25 protein-coding genes are annotated in these 26,505 nt (G+C 56.0%); 17 read left to right on the top strand and 8 right to left on the bottom strand.

Going from position 1 to position 26,505, the window contains the following annotated elements:
• Positions 1–20: 20 nt before the first annotated feature.
• On the bottom strand, positions 21–2,360 hold the full coding sequence (locus VFO10_RS11145) for an adenylate/guanylate cyclase domain-containing protein (RefSeq protein WP_325140035.1): 2,340 nt from the start codon (positions 2,358–2,360) through the stop codon (positions 21–23).
• A 3-nt stretch (positions 2,361–2,363) separates the two neighbouring features.
• On the bottom strand, positions 2,364–3,401 hold the full coding sequence (locus VFO10_RS11140) for a FecR family protein (RefSeq protein ID WP_325140033.1): 1,038 nt from the start codon (positions 3,399–3,401) through the stop codon (positions 2,364–2,366).
• 106 nt (positions 3,402–3,507) lie between these two features.
• Between VFO10_RS11140 and VFO10_RS11135 the strand changes: the two genes are divergently transcribed.
• A complete protein-coding gene (locus VFO10_RS11135) occupies positions 3,508–4,260 on the top strand; it encodes a hypothetical protein (protein WP_325140031.1) in 753 nt (250 codons plus the stop codon).
• Here the strand turns inward: VFO10_RS11135 and VFO10_RS11130 are convergent.
• The gene (locus VFO10_RS11130; RefSeq protein WP_325140029.1) at positions 4,246–5,028 is read right to left on the bottom strand and encodes a hypothetical protein; all 783 of its coding nucleotides are present in this window, start codon (positions 5,026–5,028) and stop codon (positions 4,246–4,248) included. The two genes, VFO10_RS11135 and VFO10_RS11130, sit on opposite strands and share 15 nt — an antisense overlap.
• A gap of 121 nt (positions 5,029–5,149) precedes the next feature.
• Here VFO10_RS11130 and VFO10_RS11125 point away from each other — a divergent pair, with 121 nt between their 5' ends.
• A complete protein-coding gene (locus tag VFO10_RS11125; protein WP_325140027.1) occupies positions 5,150–6,937 on the top strand; it encodes a GAF domain-containing protein in 1,788 nt (595 codons plus the stop codon).
• Here the strand turns inward: VFO10_RS11125 and VFO10_RS11120 are convergent.
• Positions 6,921–7,292 carry a hypothetical protein gene (locus tag VFO10_RS11120; protein WP_325140025.1) on the bottom strand — a complete coding sequence of 124 codons (372 nt, stop codon included), beginning with the start codon at positions 7,290–7,292 and terminating at the stop codon, positions 6,921–6,923. The two genes, VFO10_RS11125 and VFO10_RS11120, sit on opposite strands and share 17 nt — an antisense overlap.
• A gap of 220 nt (positions 7,293–7,512) precedes the next feature.
• On the opposite strand from VFO10_RS11120, the gene VFO10_RS11115 reads away from it, so the two are divergent.
• The 7 genes from VFO10_RS11115 to VFO10_RS11085 all read left to right on the top strand — a co-directional run bounded on the left by VFO10_RS11115 (position 7,513) and on the right by VFO10_RS11085 (position 14,938).
• Positions 7,513–8,379, top strand: coding sequence for a hypothetical protein (locus tag VFO10_RS11115; protein ID WP_325140023.1), 867 nt, complete (start codon positions 7,513–7,515; stop codon positions 8,377–8,379).
• A gap of 240 nt (positions 8,380–8,619) precedes the next feature.
• Positions 8,620–9,060 carry a hypothetical protein gene (locus tag VFO10_RS11110; protein WP_325140021.1) on the top strand — a complete coding sequence of 147 codons (441 nt, stop codon included), beginning with the start codon at positions 8,620–8,622 and terminating at the stop codon, positions 9,058–9,060.
• Positions 9,061–9,108: 48 nt separating this feature from the next.
• On the top strand, positions 9,109–10,068 hold the full coding sequence (locus VFO10_RS11105) for a lytic transglycosylase domain-containing protein (protein ID WP_325140019.1): 960 nt from the start codon (positions 9,109–9,111) through the stop codon (positions 10,066–10,068).
• Between the two features lie 195 nt (positions 10,069–10,263).
• Complete coding sequence (gene hpf / locus VFO10_RS11100) at positions 10,264–10,647, top strand: ribosome hibernation-promoting factor, HPF/YfiA family (protein ID WP_325140017.1); 384 nt, start codon at positions 10,264–10,266, stop codon at positions 10,645–10,647.
• A 206-nt stretch (positions 10,648–10,853) separates the two neighbouring features.
• Entirely contained in the window at positions 10,854–11,693 is an 840-nt protein-coding gene (locus VFO10_RS11095; RefSeq protein ID WP_325140015.1) for a hypothetical protein, read from the top strand.
• A 72-nt stretch (positions 11,694–11,765) separates the two neighbouring features.
• The gene (locus tag VFO10_RS11090) at positions 11,766–12,212 is read left to right on the top strand and encodes a GNAT family N-acetyltransferase (protein ID WP_325140013.1); all 447 of its coding nucleotides are present in this window, start codon (positions 11,766–11,768) and stop codon (positions 12,210–12,212) included.
• A 68-nt stretch (positions 12,213–12,280) separates the two neighbouring features.
• Positions 12,281–14,938 (top strand): 7TM diverse intracellular signaling domain-containing protein, encoded by a 2,658-nt coding sequence (locus VFO10_RS11085; RefSeq protein ID WP_325140010.1) that lies wholly within the window; start codon positions 12,281–12,283, stop codon positions 14,936–14,938.
• Between the two features lies 1 nt (position 14,939).
• Here the strand turns inward: VFO10_RS11085 and VFO10_RS11080 are convergent, their stop codons facing one another.
• From VFO10_RS11080 to VFO10_RS11070, 3 genes are all read right to left on the bottom strand, one after another.
• Positions 14,940–15,332 (bottom strand): PilZ domain-containing protein, encoded by a 393-nt coding sequence (locus VFO10_RS11080; RefSeq protein ID WP_325140008.1) that lies wholly within the window; start codon positions 15,330–15,332, stop codon positions 14,940–14,942.
• A gap of 5 nt (positions 15,333–15,337) precedes the next feature.
• On the bottom strand, positions 15,338–15,562 hold the full coding sequence (locus VFO10_RS11075; protein WP_325140006.1) for a hypothetical protein: 225 nt from the start codon (positions 15,560–15,562) through the stop codon (positions 15,338–15,340).
• 420 nt (positions 15,563–15,982) lie between these two features.
• Complete coding sequence (locus VFO10_RS11070; protein ID WP_325140004.1) at positions 15,983–16,753, bottom strand: pentapeptide repeat-containing protein; 771 nt, start codon at positions 16,751–16,753, stop codon at positions 15,983–15,985.
• A 280-nt stretch (positions 16,754–17,033) separates the two neighbouring features.
• Here VFO10_RS11070 and sppA point away from each other — a divergent pair, with 280 nt between their 5' ends.
• The 7 genes from sppA (at position 17,034) to VFO10_RS11035 (ending at position 24,430) form a co-directional block, all read left to right on the top strand.
• Positions 17,034–18,932, top strand: a complete 1,899-nt coding sequence (gene sppA, locus VFO10_RS11065) for a signal peptide peptidase SppA (protein ID WP_325140002.1) — start codon at positions 17,034–17,036, stop codon at positions 18,930–18,932.
• A 3-nt stretch (positions 18,933–18,935) separates the two neighbouring features.
• On the top strand, positions 18,936–19,814 hold the full coding sequence (locus tag VFO10_RS11060; RefSeq protein WP_325140000.1) for a DUF58 domain-containing protein: 879 nt from the start codon (positions 18,936–18,938) through the stop codon (positions 19,812–19,814).
• On the top strand, positions 19,811–20,803 hold the full coding sequence (locus VFO10_RS11055) for a VWA domain-containing protein (protein WP_325139998.1): 993 nt from the start codon (positions 19,811–19,813) through the stop codon (positions 20,801–20,803). The genes VFO10_RS11060 and VFO10_RS11055 overlap by 4 nt, the downstream gene beginning before the upstream one ends.
• The gene (locus tag VFO10_RS11050; protein WP_325139996.1) at positions 20,800–21,849 is read left to right on the top strand and encodes a VWA domain-containing protein; all 1,050 of its coding nucleotides are present in this window, start codon (positions 20,800–20,802) and stop codon (positions 21,847–21,849) included. Before VFO10_RS11055 ends, VFO10_RS11050 begins: the two co-directional genes overlap by 4 nt.
• 67 nt (positions 21,850–21,916) lie before the next feature.
• Entirely contained in the window at positions 21,917–22,867 is a 951-nt protein-coding gene (locus VFO10_RS11045) for a tetratricopeptide repeat protein (RefSeq protein ID WP_325139994.1), read from the top strand.
• Between the two features lie 361 nt (positions 22,868–23,228).
• Positions 23,229–23,867 (top strand): hypothetical protein, encoded by a 639-nt coding sequence (locus VFO10_RS11040; RefSeq protein WP_325139991.1) that lies wholly within the window; start codon positions 23,229–23,231, stop codon positions 23,865–23,867.
• 17 nt (positions 23,868–23,884) lie between these two features.
• Positions 23,885–24,430, top strand: a complete 546-nt coding sequence (locus VFO10_RS11035; protein ID WP_325139989.1) for a hypothetical protein — start codon at positions 23,885–23,887, stop codon at positions 24,428–24,430.
• 3 nt (positions 24,431–24,433) lie between these two features.
• Here VFO10_RS11035 and VFO10_RS11030 read toward each other — a convergent pair whose 3' ends face one another.
• The gene (locus VFO10_RS11030) at positions 24,434–25,051 is read right to left on the bottom strand and encodes a recombinase family protein (protein WP_325139988.1); all 618 of its coding nucleotides are present in this window, start codon (positions 25,049–25,051) and stop codon (positions 24,434–24,436) included.
• A gap of 137 nt (positions 25,052–25,188) precedes the next feature.
• On the opposite strand from VFO10_RS11030, the gene VFO10_RS11025 reads away from it, so the two are divergent.
• Positions 25,189–26,475 carry a hypothetical protein gene (locus VFO10_RS11025; protein WP_325139986.1) on the top strand — a complete coding sequence of 429 codons (1,287 nt, stop codon included), beginning with the start codon at positions 25,189–25,191 and terminating at the stop codon, positions 26,473–26,475.
• Positions 26,476–26,505: the final 30 nt, after the last annotated feature.

Here is a 26,505-nt window from a genome sequence, read left to right as displayed (position 1 = left end):
GACGCCGGGCATCCTGACGTTTACTTGTGCTTGAAGGTATAAACCCCATCCCAGTTTTCTATCGGCGGATGATCGCGATAGGCCGTGCAGCGCTCCACATAAAGCGCCGAGGCTCCATCATGAGGCCGCTGCAGAAGGCAGGCGTTGAAGCTGCGGATGGCCTCGTCCCAGCGTTTGGCCTGATACGCCTGCCGTCCGGCTTGAAAGTGTTCCATGAAGGACTGCAGGTCCTGGAGCGAGCGGAAGCTTTCAGGCCGCATCAATTCAAAAACATGCACCGGCTCCAGCTTCCCTTTCACGCGAATATGATCCAAGTCCCGCGTAAAAAACCGACCCGGCGTCAGCTGCTTCTGCGTGTATTCGCTGATCATAATCTGAATACCATAGTCCTTGGTCAGGCCTTCCAAACGTGATCCGAGGTTCACGGCATCACCCATGACGGTGTAGGTGAAGCGTTCGTTCGATCCCATATTACCCACCGACATCGGTCCTGTATTGAGCCCAATGCCGATTTCGATCGGGGGAAACTGCTTGTTCTTAAAGTCCTCCTTAACCTTATCCAAGGCCCGCAGCATATCCAAAGCCACCTGAGCCGCGCTGTCCGCGTGATGGGGCAGGGGAACCGGGGCCCCCCAAAAGGCCATGATCGCGTCACCTATATATTTATCGAGGACGCCTCCGCTTCTCAGAATCAATGAGGTCATTGGGGTGAAATAATCGTTCATCAGTTCACAGAGGCGTTCGGGCGAGAGGGACTCGGAGATGGTGGTAAAGCCGCGCACATCCGAGAAGAGCACGGTCAGCTCCCGGCGCACGCCACCGAGCTGCATTTCCTCGGGATGCTCCAGCATCTGATTGATGACCTCGGGGCTGAGGTAATGCTGGAAGGCGCCTTTCAGCTTTTTACGCTCCAGTTCCTCGGTCATGTATTTGTAGATCGTTGTGATGGAGCCCATGGCAATGATTTCAAGGCAAGGCACAGCGATAAAGGTCCAGATTCCGCGACCAAACCAAAGGTATTTATCAAGGTAATAGTATCCCACGACAAAGAGCAGAACGGCCAGTCCCGACATCAGCGCATGCGCATAGACCATCAGGGGCGCAAACAGCATCCCCACGCCGAGGATGATCAGGAGTTCGGTCTTATAGATCGAAACGGGTCTCTTCAAAAAGTTTCCGCTGATGATGTTATCGATGGCGGCCGCGTGGTTCTCCACGCCGTCAATCGCCGCATCAAAGGCGTTGGGCCGTACATCATTGGTGCCTGCCGCGGTTCCGCCGAGAAGCAGGATCGAGCCTTTTAAGAACTTCCTATCCTTGTCACTGAAATTATTCGCATAGGCATCGGCGAGGCTGATGTGTTTGAACGATCCGCCTGGGCCGATGGGGTTGATCAGCATGCGGCCGGCACCACGGATATCAATCGGGATATCCTGCACATCCTCGGGATTGTCGCGACTGACCAGGGCCACGGTTTCCACGCCGAATTCATCAAACACCACGAAAATTTCACGGTTCAAGTGCTCGGCCGCCGTTTTCAAGGCCAAAGACGGCATGAGCTGGCCATCCACATCGGCCACGAGCGTAATCCAGCGGTTGATCGCATCGCTGTCATTGTCATTGCTGAAAAAACCGAAATGGCGACCGGCGGCGGTCAGGCCAGGGGTATTGGCGACGAGGCCATAGGCCCGGCTTAATTCGGGATAGTCATGCAGCGTCCGGCCCGGGGGGACATCCGCCATGATCTGGGAGGCTTCCGCCATCCGCGCGAGTTCGGGAAACGCGGTTTCACCCGGCTTTCGATTGCGTTCCGCCTCACGCGGGTGGCCATAATAAAGATAGCCGAGCGTGATGCTCTGAAATTCGTCCAGGGATTTTTGGAAAGAGAGATCCGCAGGACTTTGATTCTGCATGGTCAGGTAGAGCTGCAGATTCCTTTGAAGATTCGCCGGTCTTTTGTCGGTCGCGAGCGATTGAAAGAGCGGCTGGAAATCTTCGTTCGCCGTTCGTTCCGCCTCGGAAAAGATCGCATCGAAGCCTATCCACTGCACGCCCAGTTTTTTAAGGTTGGCGAAGGCCTGCGCGTAATAGCGGCGGGAAAAGGGCCAGCGCCCGAATTCCGCAATCGAGCGTTCATCAATGGCCAGGATGCCGACGCGTCCCGAACTCTTGATGGGACCGCGGAGTTTGAGCCTGTAGTCGAGCAATTTACTTTCGATGCGATAGATCAGATCCGTATCGGTCCTGGCGAAGCGAAACGACCGATAGTGCTGAAACATCGCATAGTAGCTGGCGGCAATGACCAGAAGGCAAAGCGTGACGAGACTCAATTTATGCCGAAGCGAGGATTTTTCCAGCATGGTTCAGCGCTTGAAGTATTTGTCGTAAATACCGCCTTCCAGCTCATCCAATTCCTGACCGGTGGGTTTGCGCGGGGGCGCCGCCGGTTTTTTCAGGATGCCGGCTTTTTCCAAAGCCTCCCTTTTCTCGGCCACGGGTTCCGGCGCGCGGACCAGCGCTTTTTCAAGGGTCACAGCCTGCAGCACCTCGACGCTTTCGATCTTTTTACCGGCCGCCTCGGCCGCCTGGATTTTTTTGTAAAGCTCAGGGTCACCGCTCTGGATATCTTTTTTGGTCGACTCCACGGCCTTTTGCTCCAGCGCAGCAATCTCCTTCTGCGTTTCTGGGTCGGCGGGGGCTTCGGCCGGCTGATTTTTCGTGAAGCTCACGCTGTCCTGGATGACCTTCAGATCGTATTTATCGGTCGCGGCCACTTTCACAGGAGCCTTGTCCTGGTTGGGAATCGCAGCGCTGAAGCCGGTTTTGACTTCGATGGTCTGGGGCTGGGCGCCGGCCTGGGCGATCTGGGGCGTGACGGCGACGGCTCCGCGCAGAACGGAAACGACAGAACCGCCCTGATCGGAGAAGGCCGCGACGTGAAAATCCGTTCCGCGGATCCCCATGACCATGGTGCGGGTGCGAACCTCGGATTCCTTGCGCGGGCCTTCCTTGGAAATCACCGCGCGAAATTTCCCATAGATCAGCTCGGAAATCGGCTTTTCCTTGCCATCCTTGGTTTCCAGCGCGACCCGATAGGAAGACGAGGGCGAGATCATGATCTGATCACCGTTCGGATAGACCAGCCGGACCATGGTTTTTTCACTGGTCTGGATCACGCTGCCGAGCGGAATTTCCGAACCCAGTTTCGCCGGTTCGACGTGATAATAAAGGTCTTCGAAAAGAACATGCGGAGGCTGTCCCGCTTTTTTAGCCGAAGGTCCCGACAGGATCTGGGCTTTGCCGAAAAACCGCGTGATCTTTGCCGTATGATCGCTATCCGCGCCCCAGGCCGGAAGACTGAAAAGGCTTGCTAAGAGGATCCATTCAAGACGCGTCTTCATACGTGCTCCGGGTAAAAGAACATTGATCTTGGGGTATGGACAACTTATCCTGGTAACAAGTAGAAATGCTACTTCGTGAATGAGCCTGACAGCAAGCGGAGCGTGTATGAAAAATTCAAAAGCTGGAATTTTTTCCCTGGGGCTCCTTCTCGCCTTCGGCGGTGGACCGCTTCAGGCCCAGGCTCCAGCGCCCAAGGAAGGCTATCAGTATCCCGAGCTTTTGGTGGTGCCGCGGGCCAGCCAGCGACTCGCGACGCTTGCCAATCAGGAAAGCAAGTCACGCGCGCGGACCCATTTCGTTTTGCAGGCCCCTGCTTTTTTCACGCTCCTCGCCGGAGCCAGCGCCATGAGTATGAAAGAGGCAAAAAGCAAGGAAGCCGCGGCCATCGCCTCGGGAATCGGCCTGGGTTGGTTGGTCGGGACCTTCGGTCTAGGGGCGATGTATACGCCTTATCGCACAGCGCAGCAGGACATCGCGGCCCTTGGTGACAAAACCCAGGAACAAAGCCTGGCCAAGGAAAGACGGGCAGAGGAGGCACTCTATTTTCCCGCCTATGTGATGCGTCGCGTGCAATATATCGCAGCCTTCACGAATTTCGCCGGGGCGATCGCCATCACGTCTTTACCGGAAGAAAACGACAAGGTGAAAGCCGTGGCCGGAGTCGCGGCTGTCATGGCTTTCCTGCCTTTGGTCTTTGATCATCCCTGGATCACCAACTACGATCAGCAGCAGGACTATAAAAAGCGGATTTACGGGCCTGTGGCGGAGCTGACTTTATTGCCCGAAGTGTCCCACGCCCAGCCGCTGGAGCCCAGGATCAGCTGGGTCCCGGGCTTTGCCTACTCACTTCGCTTCTGAGTCCGAAGGTTTGGTGAACATGGTCAGCTGCCGTGCGAAGCCCACGGCTTTCACCCGATCGAGCCCCAGTTCATTTTTATCGCGCGCAAACTTATAGCCCGGAATGAAATTGCGTCCCGCATCCGGGCTGATCGCCATCAATTCCCGAGTCAGAGCCAGGGCGTCGCCCGTGGTCAGCTGGGGGCCTTCCTTGTGGCTTCTCAAAAATTCCAGAAGCTCGATAAAACGTTCCGCCAATGAACGCGCGGGTTCGTCTTCGCCCATAAGCGTCAGATCACGGGCCAGGGTCGCGCAATCCGGCTTGGAAAGACCGAGGCCCTTGGGGCTTAAGCAAAAATCCACGATCGCCCCATAGTCCCTCCGAATCCAGGGACCTTTGCCGCTGAGCGAGCGGGCGAGGTTCAAAGCATCCTGAAGGGAAAGATCGAGGTACTTTTCCAGATAGGCCGCCTTGAAAACCTCCACGAAATTTTCCGCGCTATCATCGCCTTGGCGCGCGATCTCCTGGGCAATATTCGAGGCGTTATCCAGGGTCAGCCGGGCATTGATGAGCAGGTCAAAGACCCGAATGAAGCGGGCTGCCGAGCCATCACAGCCTTTGGCCACGCTCATGGCCGTGCGTGAGGCCTGATCCTTGGTGAAGGCTATGGCTTTTTTATCCAGAAGATAATGATAGGCCGTTACATATTCTTTGTAGGCATCGCAGGATGCGCGCGCCCCCGGAACGGCCAGAAGGAAACTGCAGAAAAAACCAAGAATCATGCGCATGCGTAAACTCCTCGCTGCCTTGGGCGTATTATAGCATGAGGGCGGCAGCTGGGAACTTTTAACCTCTGGTTCTTTTGTTTGCAGTCGGGAAGAATGGAGATAGGCACGAGGAAGCTCATTCATGTCAGAAGCCAAGATTCTAAATGTCCCAAGACTCAGCGACTCGCACATGCCGAGTCTCGATCAGCTCCTGAAGCTGCTCGATGTCTGTCGTTTCATGGGCCTTGAGAAAAACCTGGACAACCTTCTTGTCTATATCGCCGACCAGGGCCGCAAGGCGCTGAATGCTGACCGCTGCAGTATCTTCCTGCTGGATGAGGAGCGGGATGAAATCTGGTCGAAGGTCCAGTTGGGCGAAAGCCAAATCATCCGTTTCCCGCGTGGGGCAGGGGTGGCTGGTCGGACCATTGAATTGGGTCAGACCATTCTGATTCCCGATGCCTACAACAGCCCTCTCTTCAACCCGGATGTGGACCGTTCCACCGGCTATCGCACCCGGAATATCCTTTGCGTGCCGATGGCGAACCTGGATGGCAAGACGATAGGCTGCCTTCAGCTCCTGAATAAACATGATGGCGACTTCGAACCGGCTGACGAGACTTTCAGCATCGCCTTCGCCTCGCAGGCTGCCGTGGCTATCGAATCCGCCTACCTTTACCAGGAAAAAGCCCGCATCATCCGCGATCTTTCCAATACCCAGGTTCGGCTGAAGCAAAAGCTCGATCAGCTGGAAGTGATCCGCGAACTGGAAAAAGCCGTCAACGAATCCTCCAACCTTTACGACTTCATCAGCGCCGTGATCCGCAAGGCCGTGGCCGCGGTGGGCGCCAAGGTCGGCTGCCTTATGATTCAAAGCGAGAACAAGAGCTGGGAAGCCTATGCCGCGCAGGTCGAGGAAGGCCGTAAGGTAAGCCACTGGACGCGCGATGAACTCGACAGCATTTACCTGAAAAACCTTCTGAAGGAAGGCAAGGCTGTGATCGTCAACAGCCTCAGCAGGAACGACAGTTACCTGGAGCAGGTCACGCAGCAGGTGGACACGCCGCTCAATAACCTTCTCGCGATACCCATTCATCAGTCCATGGACCTGCACAATACCAATATCAATCATGGCATCCTGGAAGTTTTCAATAAGCCGGGCGGATTTCTCTACGAAGACCTTGCCTTCATGCAGATCATCGGCGCCCAGATCTTCTCGCTGATCATGCGCAAGCAGCTGATCGAAGAGAAAAAGCGCTCGGAAAACCTCGCCGCCATCGGCCAGGTCGCCAGTACCATTATCCATGACCTTAAAAACCCTATCTCGGCCATCATCGGCTGCGCCGAGCTGCTCGGCAGTCGCGATCAGATGTCGGAACACCAGGTGGAACGCGTCTGCACCATCATTCGGAATCAGGCCAATCGCTGTATCACGATGGTCGAGGAACTCCTGAGCGTGGCGCGGGGCGAGAAGAAATTCCGCTTTGAAATTCTGCCCCTCAACGAAGTGCTGAATGAAATCGAATTCATGCTGCAGGCCGAAACGGAAAGGCATAAGGTCACCCTGAGCACGAGCTTCAATTATCCGGGGAACGTCCGGGTGGATAAGGCCAAGCTCATGCGCGTGATCTTCAACCTGACCAATAACGCGCTGGAAATCCTGAAAGCCGGCGGGCAGATCAGCATCGCATCGCAGCCAGTGGACGGCCAGTGGGTGGAAATCGCAATCACCGACAGCGGTCCAGGCATTCCCCCGGAACTCGCCAAAACGCTCTTCCAGCCCTTTGCCACCTTCGGCAAGTCCAAGGGCACGGGCCTCGGCCTTTATATTGCGCGGGAAATCATTCACGATCACGGCGGCTCGATCACCCTTGATAAGGAATTCAAGGGTGGCGCCAGGTTTGTGATCCGCCTCAAGCAGGAAGCTTAACCTTACCCGAAGATGCCAGCCCCATGATCAGAACCGTTCGCCACTTGCGTTCCAGTTCCGGCGTGAACTTATCGTCGAATTCGCGAACCGTCGTCATCAGGGCATCAATCCAAAAACGTGAGAGCTGCGGGGGAACGTTGAGCGCGACCGCCCCTGGCCGGGATGCGAAATCGGGGTCCCTGGCGCACATCAGAAGCCTTGTCAGGTCGTCTTTCAAGAGTCGCGGCTGCCGACCTCCCACGGGGCTCTGACCCGCCTTGAAGTTGGAGCCAAAGCGATCGAAAAAGCTGCTGTGGTTGGCGCAGCGGCCTAGACTTTGCTGAACTTCATGCAAAATGTCCTCGTCGATGGTCATGGTGTCCTCTCAATGCCTTGCAGTCCTTACCATTCATTCGGCTCCCTTATCCGGCGTCTTGAAAGCAGGGTTTATCCACCCGGGTCCTTTGGCTTTTTCGAGGCCCGAGGCCGAACTTCTTTTTGAGGTATTTTTTACTTTCCCAAATGTAAGGTTTAAAGGCTTAGGTTATTCCCATTCTTACCGATGTTAGCGCGAACGTTAGAGGAAGGGGACCATCGTGAGTCTATTCAATTTCGCCGTGCGTTTCGCACGAACGATAGGCCTTTGCCTGGCAGGGACGCTGCTGGGTTCCTGCGGGACCGATCGCGTGAATCCTGCTCCACCGGAAGAACACATACCCGAGGTCGAAGCGCCTGCTGAAGCAAGCGGCGTGCGCAGCGAGGATATCAGCGTGCTCGGTTCGGTCGTGCTCGAAAGGAATCGTCCCGTCGAAGGCAGTTCGGATACCATCATTTACACGCCGGCCGAGGAACCCAAAAAAGTTCCGGTGCTGACCAACTGCACCCCGCAGTTTCAAATCAATTCAGCCACCAATCCGTTCCTGGCGGGAATGCCGAACAATACGACCATCGCCTATCCGAACAGCAGCGATCGCGCGCCCCGTAATGCGCCGACCCAGGTGATGCCGACCGATACCGCCTGTCTGCAGGCCGGGACGGCCCTTTATTTCAAGGTGGACGGACGGATCACCTTTGATGCGCAGGCTGGCCAGGAATCCAACGCGGACGGGATCGGCGCCAAGGTTGTGAAGCATACCCTTGGCAATGTGAACAAGATTGCGATGACCACGGCGCCTATCAATAGTTTGATCGGGATTTTCCTGGATGCCGCGGTGCCCAGTCAGAAGCCGAGCATGCCGGCGAGCCTTGACTTCGGCACGGCTGAAAAGCGTAATTTCAAGACCTTGGCTCCGGCATTGGGTCAGATCTTTTTCATCGGTGACGGGAAGGACAGCAGCGGAACCATGCAGGCCTTTGTCGTGCCGCAGGGCGCCACACGCCTTTACGTGGCGATCATGGATGAATACGAGTGGAATAACAACGTCGGTCGTTTCACGGTGACCACGAGTTGGCTGAAGCCTTGAACGCCCGGACTGTGAATTCGCTGAAGTCTTGAGCCTTTTCGCCTGAACTTCGCACGGCCGCCCGTAGCAACGGAGCGGCTCTTTTTTTTCTATCCTTTTCCCCAAAAAACATTTACTAAAAGCCCGTTCGACATGCCTTCTGAACAGGGTTGCCTTTCTCTCCATCTCCTGCTGCATTCACCCGCATTTTCAATTCAATTTTTTCAACGATTCCCCATTAACCAGGAGATTGTTTTCACCATGCAGCAAGATCAGGAATTTCCAAAAGTTCTGTCCTCCTCCGAGACTCCCGCGCTCCGCTTCCGTGACCGTCTGCCTGATGCTCATGAGCAGCGTCTGGTCGCCTTCACCCTTTATCTGCTCGGCTTCGTCATCGCCCTCGTGGGCCTTGTCGGTGGCTTCATCTACGGTGACTACTACGGCCGTAAACATGCGCAATACGATAATCCGAGCCTTCGCGAATACTACAGCGGCCAGTGCTACGCTTACTGGGAAAACCAATTCAAGAAAACCGTGCGCGCGTCCCTGGAAAAACCTACTGATGCGCAAATCCAGAGCGTCCGCCTGGAAGAGATTCGGAGTATGATCCAGGACCTTCAGCATAACGTCGCCGACATGGCGACGCAAAAGGCCCCGGCACCCGCCCGCAAGAAAGTGGCGAGCGCAAGCCTGATGCATTGAAGTCCGATCTGATCGAGACGATCCATCTTTGGGAAGAGAGAGTGGACCATGAGATATATAAGAACAGCCCTGTTCTGCCTGTGGCTGCCCTGGACTGTGGAGGCGCGAACCCATGCGGCGTTCCCGTCTTCACCGATTCTGGAGCCGCGCGTGCAGTTCTGGGAGAAAATCTTCGCAAAGTATCCGAGCCATCACATCGTGATTCACGATAAGGATGACCTGAGCCTGATTTTGGGCGTCATCCAGCTGCGCTCCCAGGGCTTTGAAAACGTCGACAGTCCCGGTGCGGATCGTTTGATTGAAAACACCCTGCGCCTTTACGGGGAAACTCTGAAGGGATTCAAGGAACGTGGGCCCGCGATGCGCGATGAGCATGCGCTGGCGGCCTCGATCTGGAACGCCTGTAATACCCCGGCCACGCGCCAGCGCCTTTTGCAGGGCCGCATCACGCTGCGGAGTCAGGGGGGTCTTTCCGATACCTTCAAGGAAGCCTTCCGTACCTCGCGACTGTATTTTCCCCAGATGGAACGGATCTTCCGCGATCACGGACTGCCTCCGGAACTCACCCGGCTTGTGTTCGTGGAATCCATGTTCAACCTGAAAGCCCGCTCCAAGGTCGGCGCTTCAGGCCTTTGGCAATTGATGCCCAATACGGCCCGGGCCTATATCCGCGTGAATCGGCATGTGGACGAGCGGAACTCCCCGCTCAAGGCCACTCGCGCGGCCGCTCGCGTCCTTCAGCAGAACTATAATGAACTCCGCAACTGGCCCCTGGCGATTACAGCCTATAACCATGGACTCGGGGGTATGAAACGCGCCGTCGTTCAGACGGGTAGCAATCGCCTGAGCGATATCATCGAGGATTACCGTTCGCCGAGCTTCGGTTTTGCGAGTAGTAACTTCTATGCAGAATTCCTGGCGGCCCTACGCGTTCACGGCCAGCACAAGGAAAGGTCACTTCGACGGAATATCGCTGAACAATCGGCAGGTTCCGACGAGTCACTTTAGGAGCTTGCGCCAGAGCTAGCTTGAAATCCTACAGTATTTTGCTGCATATCACGCGGCCTGGATTTTCCCCAGGCCGTTTTTTCTTTATTATTTCCGCGTCTTGAGAATGGGCCGAATCTTGCTTTGACCAAGGTGTGGACACGGACCTGTTGCCGGCCACGAATTAAGCCCCACTTTTTGATGATGAGGTATTTTATGAACTTCCATTACTACTTCCGCCACATGAACAGCTCGGATGCTTTGAAATATGACGTCGAAAGAAAAATGGCGGGAATGGAAAGCCTCATTCAGACCTCGAATCCTATTCATGTGACATTTTCTGTAGAAGCCGACGTGCATAAGGTTCATATCGGTCTTCACGCTCGCAACAACGCCGCTGTGGAAGTGGAAGAGCAAAGCGAAGACATGTACAAGTCGCTCGATCTTTTGATGGACAACCTGCACCGTCAGCTGTCGCGCGAAAAAGACAGAATGCTGGCGCGCAACGGAAAGCCTGATCCCTTTGCAGACGTCGCGGCTCCCATGCCGCCCAACCCTGCCGATGATTTTGTCGAAGAGGAATTCACTCCGGCCCGTTGAAAAAATTTAGGGCCTCGAAAAATATGTAGAAGGGGGCAAAGGCCCCCTTTTCGCAAGGTTCACGGTCAAGCCTTCGTTCTCTCGCCACGGCAAGTAAACCCACCGAATCGTTGTATCCATCCTTCTGAATTGACAGAACGGAAGCCCCTCCTTAGAGTGCGGGAAGGTTCACTCCATACATTTTCCAAATTCGAAGGGGACACTTTATGCTCACAAGGCCCATGTACGCATTTGTTTTCGCCCTTGCACTTGGCTCCACCACGCAGGTCAAGGCCGTCGACTTTTCGGAAGCCGATGCCCTGTTTGCGCAAAGAGCTGAAGGCCGGGAGAAAATTCAAGCCGCGCGCGCCGCGTTTCAAACGCTGGCCGCACAAAGCGCCAAGGGTTCGAACGATCAGCTTCGTGCGACCGAATATATCGCGCGTTCCTATCTTTACGAAATCAACGCGTACCTGAGCCTGAACGTGGACGCTGACCGGAAGGAGCGCAAAGCCCTGGCGGGTGAGTGCTGGCGCAAGGCTCTGGAAACCATCAATCCCACCAATCTCGGCTTCCAATCGCCGGTCTACTGGTATTTCCGCGCGAACTGCCTGACCCGTGAAGCCGAGGTTTCCAATGCCATCGAACGCCTCGCAAACCTTGCCAAGCTGAATGAATCCTTTGATAAGGGCCTCGCTGCGCCGGGTGGCGAGATCTATGAAGGCGGCGGCGTGAAGCGCGTGAAGGCGGCGGTGAAGTCGAATCCGGAAGCCAAGGGCATCCCGGGCGGACTTTATAATCCCGAGGAAGCCTTGAAGCTCATCGACTCCGCGATTGAAGCGGAAGCTTATCCTGACAATGCCCCGGGCAATCTTTTCTGCGAAAACTATCGCCGCAAACTTTCCGTTCTGATCGAACTGAAACGCAACGCTGATGCGAAAGCCTTGGCCGAGCAGACGGTGGCTGACTTCACAGCATATCTGGCCGATGACCTCGTGCCGCAATTCGTGAAGCCGGAAACCGTGCTCTGCATCAAGGAAACGCAATCCATTCTCGATACGCTCTAAGATTTCTGGTAGAAGTCCAGGGCGAGGTGATCCTCGGCCTGGATTTTTTTATTGGGAAAGGAAGAGGCCCTGGTGGAATGGCGTTGGCAAACCATGGAAACCCTGTCGAAGCGGGAACTTTACGCGATCCTCAAGGCTCGGCAGGAAGTCTTTGTCGTCGATCAGAAGATTCGTTATGTGGATGCGGATGGCAAGGATTTTCAAAGCTATCATCTGAGCGGCTGGAAGGGCGAGGAACTGGTCGCCTATCTGCGGGTGATTCCCGGGAATACGGCGGGCACCTATAAAATCGGGCGTGTCCTGACCCGTCTTGACTTCCGCGGCCAAGGGCACGGCGAGGCCCTTATGCATGAACTTTTGCAGCTCGCAGCCCGGGAGCTGGGCCGCTGTCACCTGACGATGGCCGCGCAGCTTTACCTGGAAAAGTTCTATCAGAAATTCGGTTTTGTCAGCGAAGGGGCTGTGTTTCTGGAGGAAGGCATCCAGCATATTACCATGTCGCGGGACCTTGGGGCTTAACCCCTCTGTGAGCGTCCCGTTCCCCTATGATAAGATGAAGCATTCATTCTTAAAGCCGGGATTTTTCCATGCGAAGCTTTATGGGTTTGCTTTTTTTTGTCGCGTGTCTGTGGTCGAACCGTGGATGGTCGGAAGACTTTCCCGTGATCCTCGGCGGAGGCGGGCTTGCCTATTGGATCGAAGAGCAGCCCTTATCCATCGACGAGGTCCTGCAGCTTCCCCCGGACGCCATGAAAGAAACGCAGAGCTTTCGTCCCAGCCTCGGCTTCAGCCCGCGTGTACACTGGTTTCGGGCCCTGGTTCATAATACCAGCAACCGGGATACCCCTTTCATTTTTGAAATCGCCTATCCTCGTTTGGAACGAGTCGAGTTTTATGCCGTCGATGAACGGGCTCAGGTGCTGTCGCGTTTCACGGTGGGCACCCAGCTGCCGCAGACGCTGCGGCCCATCAATCACATCAACTTTGCCTTTCCCCTGACGATTCCGGCCGGATCGATCCTGAGGGTTTACGCGAAAATAAGTACGGACAGCCCGATCCGCTTTCCCGTCAAAGTGTGGGAACCCGAAGAGTTCCGCGAGGCCCAGCAGGATGCACTGATGCTGAACGGTCTTTATTTCGGCGGTATTGGCATCATGGTTTTCTACAACATGTTCGTGTTCCTTTCGACCCGCAGCCTCAGCTATCTCTTCTATTCGCTTTTCGTCATCTGCGTTGGAATCTATGTGGGTGGGGAAGGGGGCATGCTGCTGCGCTATTTCTTTACCGATTCGGCCTTCTGGAGCAATAAGATCACGCTGATGTCCATAGTCGGGGCGAATGTCTCCGGACTTTTGTTCGTCGATTACTTCATGACTTTGGGGACGCACGATCCTGTCATTCATCGACTGATGCGCTTCATGATAGTGCCGCTGCTCCTGTCTTTCGTCCTGGTCTTCCTACTGCCCTATAATGTCGTCGGCATCAGCTACACCGTTCTGAGCGCGTTCACCTCGTTGCTCCTCATCACCACGACGATAAGGGGCGTTCTGCGGAAGCAGCGGGAAGCCTACTTCTATGCCGCGGCCTGGATCTCGCTTCTGCTGGGAATCATCATCTTCGCCCTGATGTCCCTCGGCTTTATCAACTCGAATTTCGTGGTGGAAAAAAGTGTACAGATCGGAGCCCTCTTTGAAGTGACCATCCTCTCGTTCGCTCTGGCCGATCGCCTGCATCAGCTGCGCATGGGTCTTAAGCAGGCCAACGATCAGCTCGCCTATCAGATCGAACACGTTGAAGAGGAGGTCATGCGGAAGACCCGCGACATCCGCTCGATCATGGAGCACATCCCTCTTGGGGTCTTTTCGATCACGGCGGATCAGTCGATCCATAAGGATTATTCCAGATCCGTCGAATCCCTCTTCCACAGGAGCCATATTGCGGGCGAGCCTGCGCTTTCCGTGCTGTTTGATCACGCGCTTTTGTCCGATGATAGAAAGGATCAGATCCGCGCGGCACTTTCCCATGCCATTGGCGAGGACCTTTTGAATTTTGAATTGAATCGGCAGGTCTTCATCGAGCAGATGGTGACCGAATGGGAAGGAGAGAAGCGGGTCTATAGCCTTTCGTGGAACCCGGTTTGTCAGGACGATCAACGGGTCGAGAAAATCCTGGTGACCGTTCACGATAGCACGCGGCTTCTGGCGCTGGAATCCGAGGCCGAAGCGCAAAGGCGGGACCTCGCGATCATCAAGAAAATCCTGGATGTTCCGCCGGCCCGCTTTCATAGCTTCCTGCGCCAGGCGACGCACTTGCTTCACGACTGCGATGAGCTGCACATCCTGAAATTGAACCTCCATACGCTGAAGGGCACAGCCCGATCCCTCGACCTTGATGAGGTGGCTGACCTTTGTCATAAGCTGGAGGATAGATCCCAGCAGCAAAGACTTCCTGAACTCAAGGAGCAGCTGACGCAACTGGAGGCTTTGATCGCACGATATCGCAGCATCGCCGTCGAAAAACTGGGGCGGCGCCTGGGAGTGAACGAGGCCGTCGAGCTGCCCATTGAAGCTATCCATGGGCTGGTTCAGGATCTGACCCAAGGCACGACAAAGCAGCTGAAAACTCTGGAAAGGGCGGTCTTCCTTCCGCTGGACGAAGTTCTGGCGCAAAGTCTGAAAGCGGTGCACCGCCTCGCGACTGAACTGGGAAAACCCAGTCCGCACATCACGATCGACGCCAGCGGCATCGGGCTCACGCAGTATGGACATGATGCGCTCACCGGGGCTTTGAGCCATCTCGTGCGGAATAGTCTGGACCACGGCCTGGAAACGGCTGATACGCGCACTCGGAAGGGCAAGAACCCCAAAGGAAGCCTTCAGGCTCATGCCTTCATCGAGGACGGGCAATGCTATCTGGATTTTTCAGACGACGGTGCCGGCCTCGATTTGCAAGCTCTTCGAGCCAAAGGCCAGAAGCTTGGGCTCCTGGCTGCGACGGCCTCCGCTCAGAACGTGGCGGAGCTGATTTTCGTGCCCGAGCTGTCGACCCGCGATGCGGTGTCGTCCATATCCGGCCGTGGTCTTGGGCTTTCCGCTGTTCGTGATACGCTCCGAAAAGAAGGCGGAGATATTTCGGTGATCCTGGGCGAGGCCGCGCAGAACTTTGTGGCCTTCCGCCTGCGACTTCGCCTGCCGCAGCGGGATTGGATCCAATTTCATGGAGAGCGGGTGGCTTTGAGCGCGTGAGCTAGTTCTTGTCGTCCTCAGGGCTATCATCGGAAATCGCTTCACTGCGATGCGCATCGATGAAGTCCTGGTATTTTTTGGAATTCGCGCCATCTATATCAATGATCTTGATCGCAAAGGATGATTCGCTGGCTTTTCGCACATACTTGGCGAAGAAGTAAATTTCCTCGCCTGCATCATTGCTGACCCATACTTCCAGGATCGAGTGCTTATTGAAAGCATGACGTGACATGGGCTCGTGGTTGACGAGCAGGCCCGACTCCGAGATGTTTTCCGTGACGAAGGGAAATTTGCTCGAACTGCCGATCAGCTGGGCTTTGATCCGTGCGTGCACCTGAATTTTAAAACGAGGCTTGACCCGCTTGTCGCGAATTTTCGCTGCACTATCCGACATACGACTCACTCCCTTTTCAGTTGCATTCCGAATCCACCAATCAGCGGGAACTCATTGACTTTGCTCACCGAAGGACTTTGAGAGCGCATCGCCCCATGGCTCGTGAACGGCGAGTGGCTGAACTCGATGTCCGTTCCGTAGCTGAATTCAAGTCCATCCGTTCCCGATATTGTATAAAGAGAATAGGAACGGCGAAAGGAAAAATACTGCGCGATGTCGATATCATGCATAAAACGATTGACTCCAGAATTCTGCAGGGTCTGTTTCCCTGCAGAAGGCTCGGCGTGCCGTGGAATTGAAGATGTTGCCCAGGGCGCCCGGTTCGATATCAAATTCCAACAGCAGCGCGCACGAATGCGCAAAAAGTCGAGCAGACCACGCTCGTGTTTGAAATCCGATTTCAAATGGATGCTCCAGCCTCGGATTGACGTCCGGATCGCGATCTCAAGCGTCGCATTTCTTGTTGCCCACGAATTGAGCAGAACGCCGACGAGCGAAACAAAGCGTTCATAGCGCCCGGGGGGAATTCCGGGTCCTCACAGCTATCGATTTTGAGTTAAGAACACTTGACTGGCAGGCCGAACTGCAAAAAAAATCCGCAGGCCAAGCTGCGGATATTGTTTCGTAATCCGTAATTACGTGGCAGCGTATCAAGCCTCGATAGTGCCGCCTGAAGGGATTTCCGGAGCGCCGAGAGCATCGGTGAAATCGGCCCCGTCGATCGTTACGCCTTTCCATTGAATATGACGCACGTCGGCCTTACTGAGATTGGCGCCTTTTAAGTTCGCGCCGGTAAGGTTTGCGCGACGCAATCGGGCCCGTTCCAAGGAAGCGCCTTCCAGATTGGCTCCGGCAAGATTGGCTCCAGCGAGATTCGCGCCCATGAGCGAGACGCCGCTCAGATTGCAATGCTCCAAACGAGCCGCGCGCAGATCTGCCCCTTCCAGATTGAAGGCTCTGAGGTCGGAACCTTTCAGGTTCGCGCGTCCAGGTCCAAGGTCCAGTCCGGGTTCCAGCACCTGCTTGATCCAATGCCGATGCATTTCAAGAAGGTCATCGAGCTCGTCCTGACTTGTCACCTGAGTCGGCTGGGAGACGGTGATCTCAGGCGGTCCCTTCTCCGCTTTTTTGTCGCCTGATTTGCCCGACGGGTCTGGGGCTGCGCTGGTCGTGGCCGCTGCTGGGGCCTGGGAATCGAGCAGAATATTTTCACCCGCCTGAAGGCGTGGCACCCATTTGGAAAGCCAGGCGTGATCGCCACGGCATTGATCGCGCAAGGCTCGCTCGACCAGCATGATACGCTGCTGCTCCTGGAGATCCCGGGTTTGGGGATTCTCGCGAAGAGCCCCGAGCATCGCCGCTGCGACCACGGGATTTTTTTCCCAGAGTTCGCTGGGATGTTCCGGCAAGGTGTCCTGCATTCTTTCCGTCTCCTCTTATTCCGACTCTCGGCCGGCGTGCCGGGCCCTGTCCATCAGCCCGGAAGCTGCATGATGACATGCCCCAGTCGTTTGCGCAAGATCCTCAGCCGCTGGTTCAAGGTCCCCCAGCCTGGGTTTAGGGTCCGCATGGACCCCGGCCTCGCGGCCTTTGGTTTTTTTTTTCAGAAAACATCGCTACACTGATCGGTCAGACGCGATGTTTCGACTTCGTCCCAAGGGAGGGCCGGGCGAGACACCCCAGTTCGGACGGGACCTTTGCATGGGTGACGGTAAAAATAGCGGTTTTCTTGGCAGGCTGTTCCGCAGCCTCTTTGTCATTATCACATCATATTTGGCCCTGGTCGGACTCATGGTCACAGTGCTTGGGATCCTCCTTGGGGTTTTCATATATAAAGCCATGCGGGACGAAGGCTCCAGCATGAAATCAGTCAAGGCCACGCAGGCAGCCAATACGGAGATCGAACAATCCATCCTCCATTTAAAACTCGATCGCCCGATCGTGGCCTACACACTCGATGAAAGCGATCGCTTCTTCGGATCTCTCTTCAACGAGACCGTCCCTGTCTCGCTCATGGATCTGCAGACCGCTCTGCGCCGCGCGGCGGAAGATGCCCGCGTCCAGGGCGTCCTGCTCGATATCACGAACACCGGCGGCAGCTTCAGCACGATGACCGCGCTGCGGCGTTCCCTCGATGCCTATCGCGCCAGTCAAAAGCCTCTGTATGTGAGCCTCAACGATGGTGATACCGCGCTCTATTACATCGCGTCGGCCGGCAATCAAATCAGCCTGACGCCGCTGGGTGGGCTCACGATCACCGGGCCTGCGTTCCAGCTCGCTTATTTTGGATCGGCTCTCGATAAACTGGGTCTGCAGTTTGAAGTCGTAAAAGCCGGTAAATTCAAGTCCGCGATGGAAGCCTTCGTTCAGGATGCGCCGTCGCCCGAAACTTTGGAAATGTACGGAGCCTTGGAAGCCTCGCTGCGCGGCACAGTCGCAACCGCGATCGCTAACAACCGTAAGCACTCCGTGGCGGAAGTGAACGGCTGGCTGAAGCGCTCTTTCTTTACGAGTCAGGAAGCGTTGAAAGAAGGCCTCGTCGATCGCGTGGGTTATTTGCCGGCCTGGTTGGACGAAATCAAAAACGCCACCAAAGCCCAGCGTTTTGTCGAGCTGCGCGCCTACCTGCAGGGTTCCGGTCAGCTGGATGAACCCCGTGTGACCAAAGGGCCGGAAGCCATCGCTTTGATTCGCGCGGAAGGCGAGATCGTCAATAGCACCCGCAGCAACAGCGACCAGATCGCACCCGATCACATGATCGAGGAACTGCAGTGGGCGGCCAAGGAAGATGATGTGAAAGCCGTGGTCCTGCGCATTGATAGCCCTGGTGGTTCAGCCCTCGCATCGGATCTGATCTGGGACGAGGTGCGGAAGCTTTCCGAGAAGAAACCCGTCGTGGTATCTATGGGTGCGGTCGCGGCATCAGGCGGATACTACATCGCCGCGCCAGCGACCATGATCGTGGCCGAACCTACGACCATCACAGGTTCCATCGGTGTGATCGGCGGCATGCCCAAGGGCCTTAAGGTCGCGGAAAAATGGGGCGTGAACTTTCACATGGTGACAGCGTCCGATCGCAAGGACTATCTGAACTTCGCCACCAAAAGCAGCGAAGCCGACAAGGAATTGATTCGCAACTCGATCAAGGAAACCTACGACACCTTCGTGCAGAAAGTCGCCGCAGGACGGAAGCAGGCTCCCGAGCGCATCTATCAGATCGCGGAAGGCCGCGTCTATACCGGAGCCGATGCCCTGACACTTGGCCTCGTGGATCGCCTCGGTGGATTCCATGAAGCCGTGCGCGCCGCCAAGGAACTCGCGAAGCTCGATCCCGATAAATTCTATTCGCTGGAAGAATATCAACCGGCACCGAAGAATCTGCTCGACTGCATTCGCAGCGGCAGCATCGGTGAATGCCTCAGCACGCTCCAGGACAGCGAATCCTTCTTTCCCTGGAAAAGTCGCGTTGAACTTCCCCTTGGTCTGGATAAGCTGAAACACGCCACGGACCTTTTGGAATCCGGGCAAACCCTTGCTTACTGGCCCGGTGCTCTGCGTTGGGACGCCCGTCCTGGCCTTGGCCGTGCCGCGGAGGACTGAACCTTGCTGGCACCCGAGCTTTTGAGTCGCATTCGTCGTTTGGAATTGAAGGCCGGGCATCTGGCCAGTGAAATTTTGCTCGGCGAGTACAAAAGCGCTTTCAAAGGTCGCGGCTGGGAATTCGATGAGGTGCGTGAATATCAGGTCGGCGATGAAATTCGCAGCATCGATTGGAACGTCACCGCGCGGATGGGTCAACCCTTTGTGAAGCTCTTCCGGGAAGAGCGTGAGATGACGCTGATGCTTCTGGTCGATGTCAGCTCGTCCCTCTTCTTCGGCAGCTCGGCGCGTGCCAAACACGAGATGGTCGCGGAACTCGCGGCCGTGCTCGCCTTTCTTGCCATTCGGCGGCAGGACAAGGTGGGCCTCCTCGTATTTTCTGATCATACCGAACTTTTCATTCCGCCCAGCAAAGGTCGGGCCCACGTCTGGTCCATTATTCGCAGTATCCTGACGCATAAGGCGCAGGGCCAGAAAACCGATCTCGACGGGGCTTTGAAATCCTTCATGCGGCTGCGTAAAAGACGCTGCCTCGCCATCGTGCTCTCCGATTTCAAGACAGAAGGCTATGAAAAAACTCTGAAGCAGGTCGCGCGCCGCCATGAACTCGTCTGCGTGCAGATCGAAGATCCCGCCGAACGCGCTTTGCCGGATGCCGGGCTCGTCTGGTATCAGGACCGGGAAAGCGGGCAGAAGGTGCTGGTGGACAGCAGTGATCCCTGGATCCAAGGCGAATGGCCGCGGCAGCGCGAGGCCGAGCAAAAACTCTGGCAGCGCACGATGGAAAGCGCCGGCGCCTCGGTCTGGAGCATGAGCACGCGGGATAATACCGCCGACGCCCTTCACCGTTTTCTGAGCATGGGAGCGCGAAAACGTTCATGAGATTTGCTTACCCCTGGGTTCTGCTCACGCTTCTCCTTCTTTTGCCTCTGGCCTGGATGATCCTATCCGGCCCGCGGAAACGCAGCGGCTTCGGCTATGGCGCCGTCGGCATCCTGCGAACTTTGCGCTCGGCGCCCATGATCTGGCTGAACCTCCCTCAGCTTCTGCGCCTTGGGCTCCTGGTCTGCCTCATCCTCGCCGCCGCGCGGCCTCAGGTCATGGACGTCAACACCAAAAGACAGGTCGAAGGCCTTGATATCATGCTCGTGCTTGATACCTCGAACAGTATGCTGGCCATGGATTTCGAACTCGATGGCAAACGGCAGAACCGGCTGGAGGTGGTCAAGCATGTGGTCGAAGACTTCATACAAAAACGCACGGATGATCGCATCGGCCTTGTGATCTTCGGCAGCCAGGCCTTCACCCAGGCGCCCTTGACCCTGGATCATCGGGTGCTGATGGAATTCATGAAGCCGGTGAAAATTGGAATGGCGGGCCCGGAAACCGCTATTGGTGATGCGCTGGCAACCGCCGTCAAGCGTCTCAAAGATGTGGATGCGAAATCCAAGCTCGTTATTCTCTTGACTGATGGCGCGAATACGGCCGGCACCATGGACCCCAGATCCGCTGTGGAGGCTGCGCGGACCCTGGGCATCAAGGTCTATGCGATCGGTGTCGGCAGCGATGGGCCGGTGCCGTATCCGACCCAGGGTTTTTTTGGAATTGAATACCAGCAGCGCATCTTCAAAATGGATACCGAGCTGATGAAGTTCATCGCCGATTCCACAGGCGGCAAATTTTTTCTGGCGAGTGATACCGAAACCCTTCAGAAAGTTTATGCGACCATCGATCAGCTTGAAAAAACCCGCACCGCCGTGGACGATCCCCGGCCACGCGAAGAAATCGCCTGGGTCTTCCTTCTGGCTGCTCTGGCTTTATTCGTGGTGGAGCAGGCGCTTTCAGGCTCGCGCTGGAGGGTGGTGCCATGAGCTTTGCCCGACCGGAACTGCTTTGGCTGCTGCTCCTATTGATTCCGCTGTCCTTTGCGCTCGTCTTTATTCAAAAACGCTATGAAAGGCGACTGCAGCTTTTGACCAGGCGCGAATTCCAGCCTTTGCTCCTGCCCGCCTGGGCGCTGCGCAAACCCTGGTTTTCCTGGGTTTTGATCCTTACGGCCGTGGCCGCTTTGATCTTGGCGCTGGCAAGGCCGCGCTATGGATTTGAATGGAAGGATGTGAAGAAACACGGCGCGGATGTCGTCATCGTCCTGGATGTGTCGCGCAGCATGAATGCGGCGGACATTGATCCGAGCCGGCTTGTGCGCGCGAAGCGGGAAATCATGGACCTCATGAAGGTCGTGCATGGGGATCGACTGGGTCTGGTGCTCTTTGCCGGCGTGGGTTTCATTCAATGCCCCTTGACCCAGGACATGAATGCCTTTTCCTTATTTCTGGAACAGGTCGATAGCGATTCCATCCCCGTGCAGGGAACGTCGATGGGCCAGGCCATACGGCTTGGCATGCAGGCTCTGCAGGACGGAACAGAAGCGGGGAGTGTGGGCAAGGCGATGATCCTGATCAGTGATGGCGAGGATCAGGACACCGATCCTTTGGTTGCGGCCAAGGCTGCAGCGGGGCAGGGCATTGCCATTCACACGATCAGCGTGGGCGGGCAGGGGGCTCCCATCCCCTTGCCGGATGGCGGATTCTTGAAGGATGAGAGCGGCAGCCTCGTTGTGTCGCATCCCGATGAGACGATATTACGCCAAATTGCAGAGGCAAGCGGTGGACATTTTCTGCGCTCGGAAACCGGGGAGTTCGGGCTGGATCGGCTCTATAGGGAATCCATTCGCCCGCCGCTGAAAGAGACCGAACAGAGTCAAAGGGAAAGAGTCTGGAACGAAGTTCACCCTTGGTTGACCGGCCTTGCGATCTTTCTCTTTCTGAGCGAAGTTTTGCAGCGGCAGTGGAGAAGCAGGAAGCGCAGGCCGGAAGCGGCCCGGAAAGAGACTGGGGATCCTGCCTTAAGCTCGTGAGTTAGCTATTGCCTCGCCGATTTTCCGCCAGTATGATCGCCTCATTCAAGTGGAGCGAGGTCTCATCGTGGCAGGCAAGCATACGAAAAACCAGTCGGATTTTCTGCGATCGGCATTGATATTGGGTGTTCTTCTGGCCCTGGCTGCGGGCGTTCTCTTCTTTATGCGCAGCCAAGGTCGTCAGGATTCCTTACTCGACCAACCCAAAGAGTCGGCCGCGAATCCGGTGGAATCCAGGAAAAGACCTCGGGTCGATGTCCTGCCGAGCATTCCTCTCGACTCGTCAAGCAGCAGCAACAGCCCCGCGACTGCGCGGCCCGCAGGCACTCCGCAACCGAAGGACGGTTCCGAACTGCAAACCGCCATGCAGTTGATCGATTCAGGGCAATGGCGCGAGGCCGAAAGTATACTTCTTGGTATTCTGCAGAAGGATCCCCGTGATGAAGGCGCTCTGGTTGAGATGGCCATGCTGCTTTTGATTGATAAGCATGACAGCCGCGCGGCGCAGCCTTATCTGGAGCGCGCTTTGGAAGTGAACCCGGACAACGAAGCTGCGGTTCAGGAGCTGCTCGGCGTTTATGAAGAGACAAGGAACTGGGACCAGGGCCTTGCCTTTCTGCGGTCCATGCAGGATGACCCCAGAAAAACGGGCTATGTGGATTACGGGATAGGTTCAGCGCTGATGAGCATGGGCCGTCCCGCCGAAGCAGTGGCCTCGCTGCAAAAAGCTGTTTACGAATATGGCTATAAAGAATACACCGCGCGCCAGGGCCTCGCCGAGGCGCTTGTGGATGCGGGCCGCGTCGAAGATGGGATCCGCGAGTATCAGCAGATCATAGACGGACCCTATAAACCGAATCAGGTGCGGGTCGCGAAAATTCGTATCGCGTCGGCCCTGATCGAAAAGCAGCAGTTCGCGGAAGCCCGTCGTATCCTGCAGCCCTTGCAGGACAGTGATCCCCGCGATGAGTGGGTGTCGGCGCTGATGCGTGACATTGAAAACCGGCAAAAATTCTGAATCGGCAACTCTGCCGAATTCGTAAAAGTCCCAAAAAGAAAAACCTCCATCCCGTTTGTGGGCTGGAGGCTTGAGGGGACCAAGGACTGAGTATTCAGCCTAGGCTACTGCAAGCAGCAGCCTCGCGAAAAGAGTCGGCACTCGGCGTTGGTCCCTTAACAAAAATTTGTAAGCCCTGAATATCCCTGCCTTAGAAAGTTCGTCGTCAGGAAAAACAGCTTTCGAAACTTGAGACCCCTCAAGCTCTTTCCGGCCAACCCTATTGGTACAAAGAATTTCCATGCTATGCTTTTAGTAAACAAGACTTCGCCCGAGGTGCGGCTGCATGGGAAATTCGTCGTCGGCTCAAAAGTTATCGCCTATGATCGCGAAAGAAGAACTGGACGTCATCTTCCTTCGTATTTTCGAATCCCTGACGCAGGCAGCGCTGGCAGGTGCAGCCGCCTGCACTGGAGCCATTTTCGAACTGTCTGCCAATTATATGGACAAACCGGCCTTCGACTCCCTTCGTAAGTTTTATGATCTCTATTTTTCGACCGGCGACATCGATAAGAAAAAAGACGAGGTCAACGCCAACGTCGATGATATGGTGAACGCGCTGCAGGAGCGGATGGCCGCCGGTGAAGACCTTAATGCGGTCCCTGGCATCGATGATGACGAAGAACTCAGACGCCAAAGGCTCAGTCTATCCGCTGTGCAAAAGCAGCTGGAAGGTTTGATCGTCCTCGACAGCGGGATCAAGGAGCAGGTTCTGCCAGCCTTGTCATCCATGCAGTTCGAGGATGCGATCCGTCAGCGCCTCGCGCACGTCGTGCACGCCTGGTGGAACATCGGTGACGTTCTGCACAAGGAATTGACTCCTGAGCAGCTGGAAGACGTGGCCCGCGAACTGGCCAAGGTGCTGTCCTCGGTGGATGAAACCAAAACCTTCTATGAATTGGTTTTGAATGAGAAGCCGCCCGAAGGCCAGGATCAGCGTTCGATCTTTATCGAGTTCTAAATCTCCAGGAGTTTCCCATGACACTTACGATGGATCAGCTGGTCGAGCGTATGCACGTCTTCAGTCAGAAGACTTTGGAGTGGTGCGCCCAGGAATCGGAAACCTCCACGGCGCGCGTTACCGAAGCGATCGACCTTCTTTTGCAGAATACCGCCCGCGTGTCGCAAATCTCGGCCGAGAGCATCGCCGCCATCCAGGGCTTGCAGAAGGCGATCAGTCTGCGCTTTGGGAATAGTAACCGCGAAAACTTCGTGAAGCTGATCAAAAACCTGGAAGACCTTGCTGGTGAACACGCGGAAGTGCAGAGCGTCATTCATCCGATCATCCAGGCTCTGCAGTTTCAGGATAAGCTGCGGCAGAACCTGGAAAACGCCGTGCGCATGCTGCCCCTATGGATAGAGTTCCGCAAGAATCTGCCGATGCAGATTACCCAGGAGAAACTTCAGGACTTCGGCAAGGCTTTGATGAGCAAGACCACGATGATCTCGGAGCGCGATGTGATTCGCGCTCATATAGATGGACTGGCTCCCGAAGCGGAAATCGCGCCGGTTTTGATGTTCTGATCGTCACTCTGCGGCGGCCGCATCCTCCTGGGCCGCCTTATACACCAGACCATAACTCACTTCCAACTGCTGCGCGATGGCCCGAAAACTCTGGCCTTCCCTGCGCAGAGTCTGCACGCGCTCCTTCAGTTCCGGTGAAATTTTACTCGGAGCCCCCAGCTTCACGCCGCGCTGCCGCGCCGCTTCCAGTCCGGCTTTCACGCGCGTGACGATCGTCTGCCTTTCAATTTCCGCGATCTCGGCGAACGCAGCCAGCATCGTGCGGCGGAAAGGATTTTCATGACCCAGATTCAAAACCGGCTGCGTCACGGAAATAAATCCCACGCCCACTTCATCCAGAGCCAATAGCGTGCGAATCGCTTCGGTGGCATTACGACTGAAGCGATCGAGTCGGTAGACCACGATGGTGTCTATTTTTTGAGCCTGAGCCGCGGCGAGCAGGGCCAGATATCCCGGACGCGTGCTGTCGGTCCCGCTCAGACCTTCGTCTTCAAAGATTTGGACCCGTTTGGGTTGCCGTGCTGGATCCAGACGCGCGAGCCAGTCCTCCACCGCATGCTTCTGACTTTCCAGATCCTGCTTCTCGGTGGAAACACGATAATAAATGCCGATTGATTTCATTTCGACCAGGTTCCTTCCATGGCTGCCGATCGTCTGGGTGATCTTAGCCTGGATTCAAGGTCGCAGCAAGGTTCTCAACTCTCTGGGAAATATTCCGAAGGACACTTTTGAAATACCTTTTATGGGGTAGGGGTTTGATGCAGCCATTGATTACAAGGTTTATCCTGCTCATGGGCCTGAGTTTCGGGCTGTGTCCCGCATATGCCGAAGTCTTTCCCCTGCGCATGGGCGTTCTGGGGCAGCAGCCCGGAACCCTGGAAATGGCTCGTGATCCGAACTTTCAGAGCGTGCTCGTGACTTTGAAGCTCGGTGAAAAAAGTGAGTACCTCGTAAATTTTCCCGACACGGCTGTCTATTACGTAAGGGTCCGGCAGCAGGAAAAAATCCTGTGGCAGGAAGCCGTTCTCGCTCTTTTGGACGGGACCCAGGACCAGCAGCTGGCGCGCCTGGATTGGTCACCGGTACCGCAGGTCAAGCGCTATCGTCTTTGGGTCAGCCGTCATACCGTGCGCACGCGCTGGTTGGAAACGGATGAACTCGGTGCACGGCTGCATAAGATCGGTGCGCCCTGGCTGATTCGCGTGCGCGGCCTGACGAATCAAGGTCGCTATGTTCCCGTCACGGATCTGCGTTTTCGCTGGGAGGCTTTGGGTATTGCGGGAGCTGCGAAGGAGCAGCCGAAGGTGCCCGATGTTGCTCTTGATGTGACAGCGCCCGATGACGACCAGGTGGTTTATGAGCCGGAAGACAAGGATTTATTGAGTGGACCCGAAGATGGTCTCATGGCTTCCTGGGTGGGGCGCTCGTCGGCTCCTGATCTTCCTCCTCTTCAAAGAAAGCATGAGGCCTATGTCTGGCTGCGTTATCTGCGCGAGGATTTCAGTATAGATAAAAAGGATCGTTTCGAAGCGGAACCCAGCACCGGTCTTGGTTCAGGCGGGGGCGGCCAGTATTTTTTAGCGCCGAATTTTTCAATCTCGGGCACGCTGGATACGCATGCGACCCGCACGGATTATGAAGCGGGTGGGGCGCAGGCGCCGAATACCGAGCAGAAGCGGATTCGTTTTCATGTCGCGCTGGGGCTCGATCTTCTCAATACTCATGTGCGGACGACCGACTGGTCGCTTATGCTGGGGCCGGTTGCGGGCCTTGTGCAGATGCCGCTGCAGCAGAACGATCAGAAATTCACCGATTATGGAATTCACCTGGCGAGCCAGCATTATCCGAGTCGCCTCGCCTTTGCTCTTTTGTTCCTGAAGAGCGGCAGCCGCGAGATCCACGGACGCTGGATCGCGCCTCTGACCGTCTGGTCGATGCAGCCTTTCCTCGGTCTCTATCTTTATAATACCCGTCAGTCCGCTGGCGCCGTCACCGGGCGCTTTCAGGAAAGTGGCCTCCGTTTTGGTTTGGCGCGCGACTTCTAAACTCTTATGTTACAATAGGGGGAAAGCCTT

The sequence above is a fragment of the Oligoflexus sp. genome (genome assembly GCF_035712445.1).
Classification (GTDB): Bacteria; Bdellovibrionota_B; Oligoflexia; order Oligoflexales; family Oligoflexaceae; genus Oligoflexus.
Note: the sequence above shows the minus strand (reverse complement) of the source record. Positions and strands in the feature narration are given on the sequence as shown.

Bases quoted from the DNA above. Each gene is read 5' to 3' on its own strand.
- VFO10_RS11135 (WP_325140031.1), top strand. From the start codon at position 3,508: ATGAAAAATTCAAAAGCTGGAATTTTTTCCCTGGGGCTCCTTCTCGCC.
- VFO10_RS11070 (WP_325140004.1), bottom strand. From the start codon at position 16,753: ATGCAGGACACCTTGCCGGAACATCCCAGCGAACTCTGGGAAAAAAAT.
- VFO10_RS11055 (WP_325139998.1), top strand. From the start codon at position 19,811: ATGAGATTTGCTTACCCCTGGGTTCTGCTCACGCTTCTCCTTCTTTTG.
- VFO10_RS11035 (WP_325139989.1), top strand. From the start codon at position 23,885: ATGACACTTACGATGGATCAGCTGGTCGAGCGTATGCACGTCTTCAGT.
- VFO10_RS11040 (WP_325139991.1), top strand. From the start codon at position 23,229: ATGATCGCGAAAGAAGAACTGGACGTCATCTTCCTTCGTATTTTCGAA.
- VFO10_RS11050 (WP_325139996.1), top strand. From the start codon at position 20,800: ATGAGCTTTGCCCGACCGGAACTGCTTTGGCTGCTGCTCCTATTGATT.
- VFO10_RS11085 (WP_325140010.1), top strand. From the start codon at position 12,281: ATGCGAAGCTTTATGGGTTTGCTTTTTTTTGTCGCGTGTCTGTGGTCG.
- VFO10_RS11075 (WP_325140006.1), bottom strand. From the start codon at position 15,562: ATGCATGATATCGACATCGCGCAGTATTTTTCCTTTCGCCGTTCCTAT.
- VFO10_RS11030 (WP_325139988.1), bottom strand. From the start codon at position 25,051: ATGAAATCAATCGGCATTTATTATCGTGTTTCCACCGAGAAGCAGGAT.
- hpf (WP_325140017.1), top strand. From the start codon at position 10,264: ATGAACTTCCATTACTACTTCCGCCACATGAACAGCTCGGATGCTTTG.
- VFO10_RS11110 (WP_325140021.1), top strand. From the start codon at position 8,620: ATGCAGCAAGATCAGGAATTTCCAAAAGTTCTGTCCTCCTCCGAGACT.
- VFO10_RS11080 (WP_325140008.1), bottom strand. From the start codon at position 15,332: ATGTCGGATAGTGCAGCGAAAATTCGCGACAAGCGGGTCAAGCCTCGT.
- VFO10_RS11145 (WP_325140035.1), bottom strand. From the start codon at position 2,360: ATGCTGGAAAAATCCTCGCTTCGGCATAAATTGAGTCTCGTCACGCTT.
- VFO10_RS11120 (WP_325140025.1), bottom strand. From the start codon at position 7,292: ATGACCATCGACGAGGACATTTTGCATGAAGTTCAGCAAAGTCTAGGC.
- VFO10_RS11025 (WP_325139986.1), top strand. From the start codon at position 25,189: ATGCAGCCATTGATTACAAGGTTTATCCTGCTCATGGGCCTGAGTTTC.
- VFO10_RS11140 (WP_325140033.1), bottom strand. From the start codon at position 3,401: ATGAAGACGCGTCTTGAATGGATCCTCTTAGCAAGCCTTTTCAGTCTT.
- VFO10_RS11125 (WP_325140027.1), top strand. From the start codon at position 5,150: ATGTCAGAAGCCAAGATTCTAAATGTCCCAAGACTCAGCGACTCGCAC.
- VFO10_RS11095 (WP_325140015.1), top strand. From the start codon at position 10,854: ATGCTCACAAGGCCCATGTACGCATTTGTTTTCGCCCTTGCACTTGGC.
- sppA (WP_325140002.1), top strand. From the start codon at position 17,034: ATGGGTGACGGTAAAAATAGCGGTTTTCTTGGCAGGCTGTTCCGCAGC.
- VFO10_RS11130 (WP_325140029.1), bottom strand. From the start codon at position 5,028: ATGCGCATGATTCTTGGTTTTTTCTGCAGTTTCCTTCTGGCCGTTCCG.
- VFO10_RS11105 (WP_325140019.1), top strand. From the start codon at position 9,109: ATGAGATATATAAGAACAGCCCTGTTCTGCCTGTGGCTGCCCTGGACT.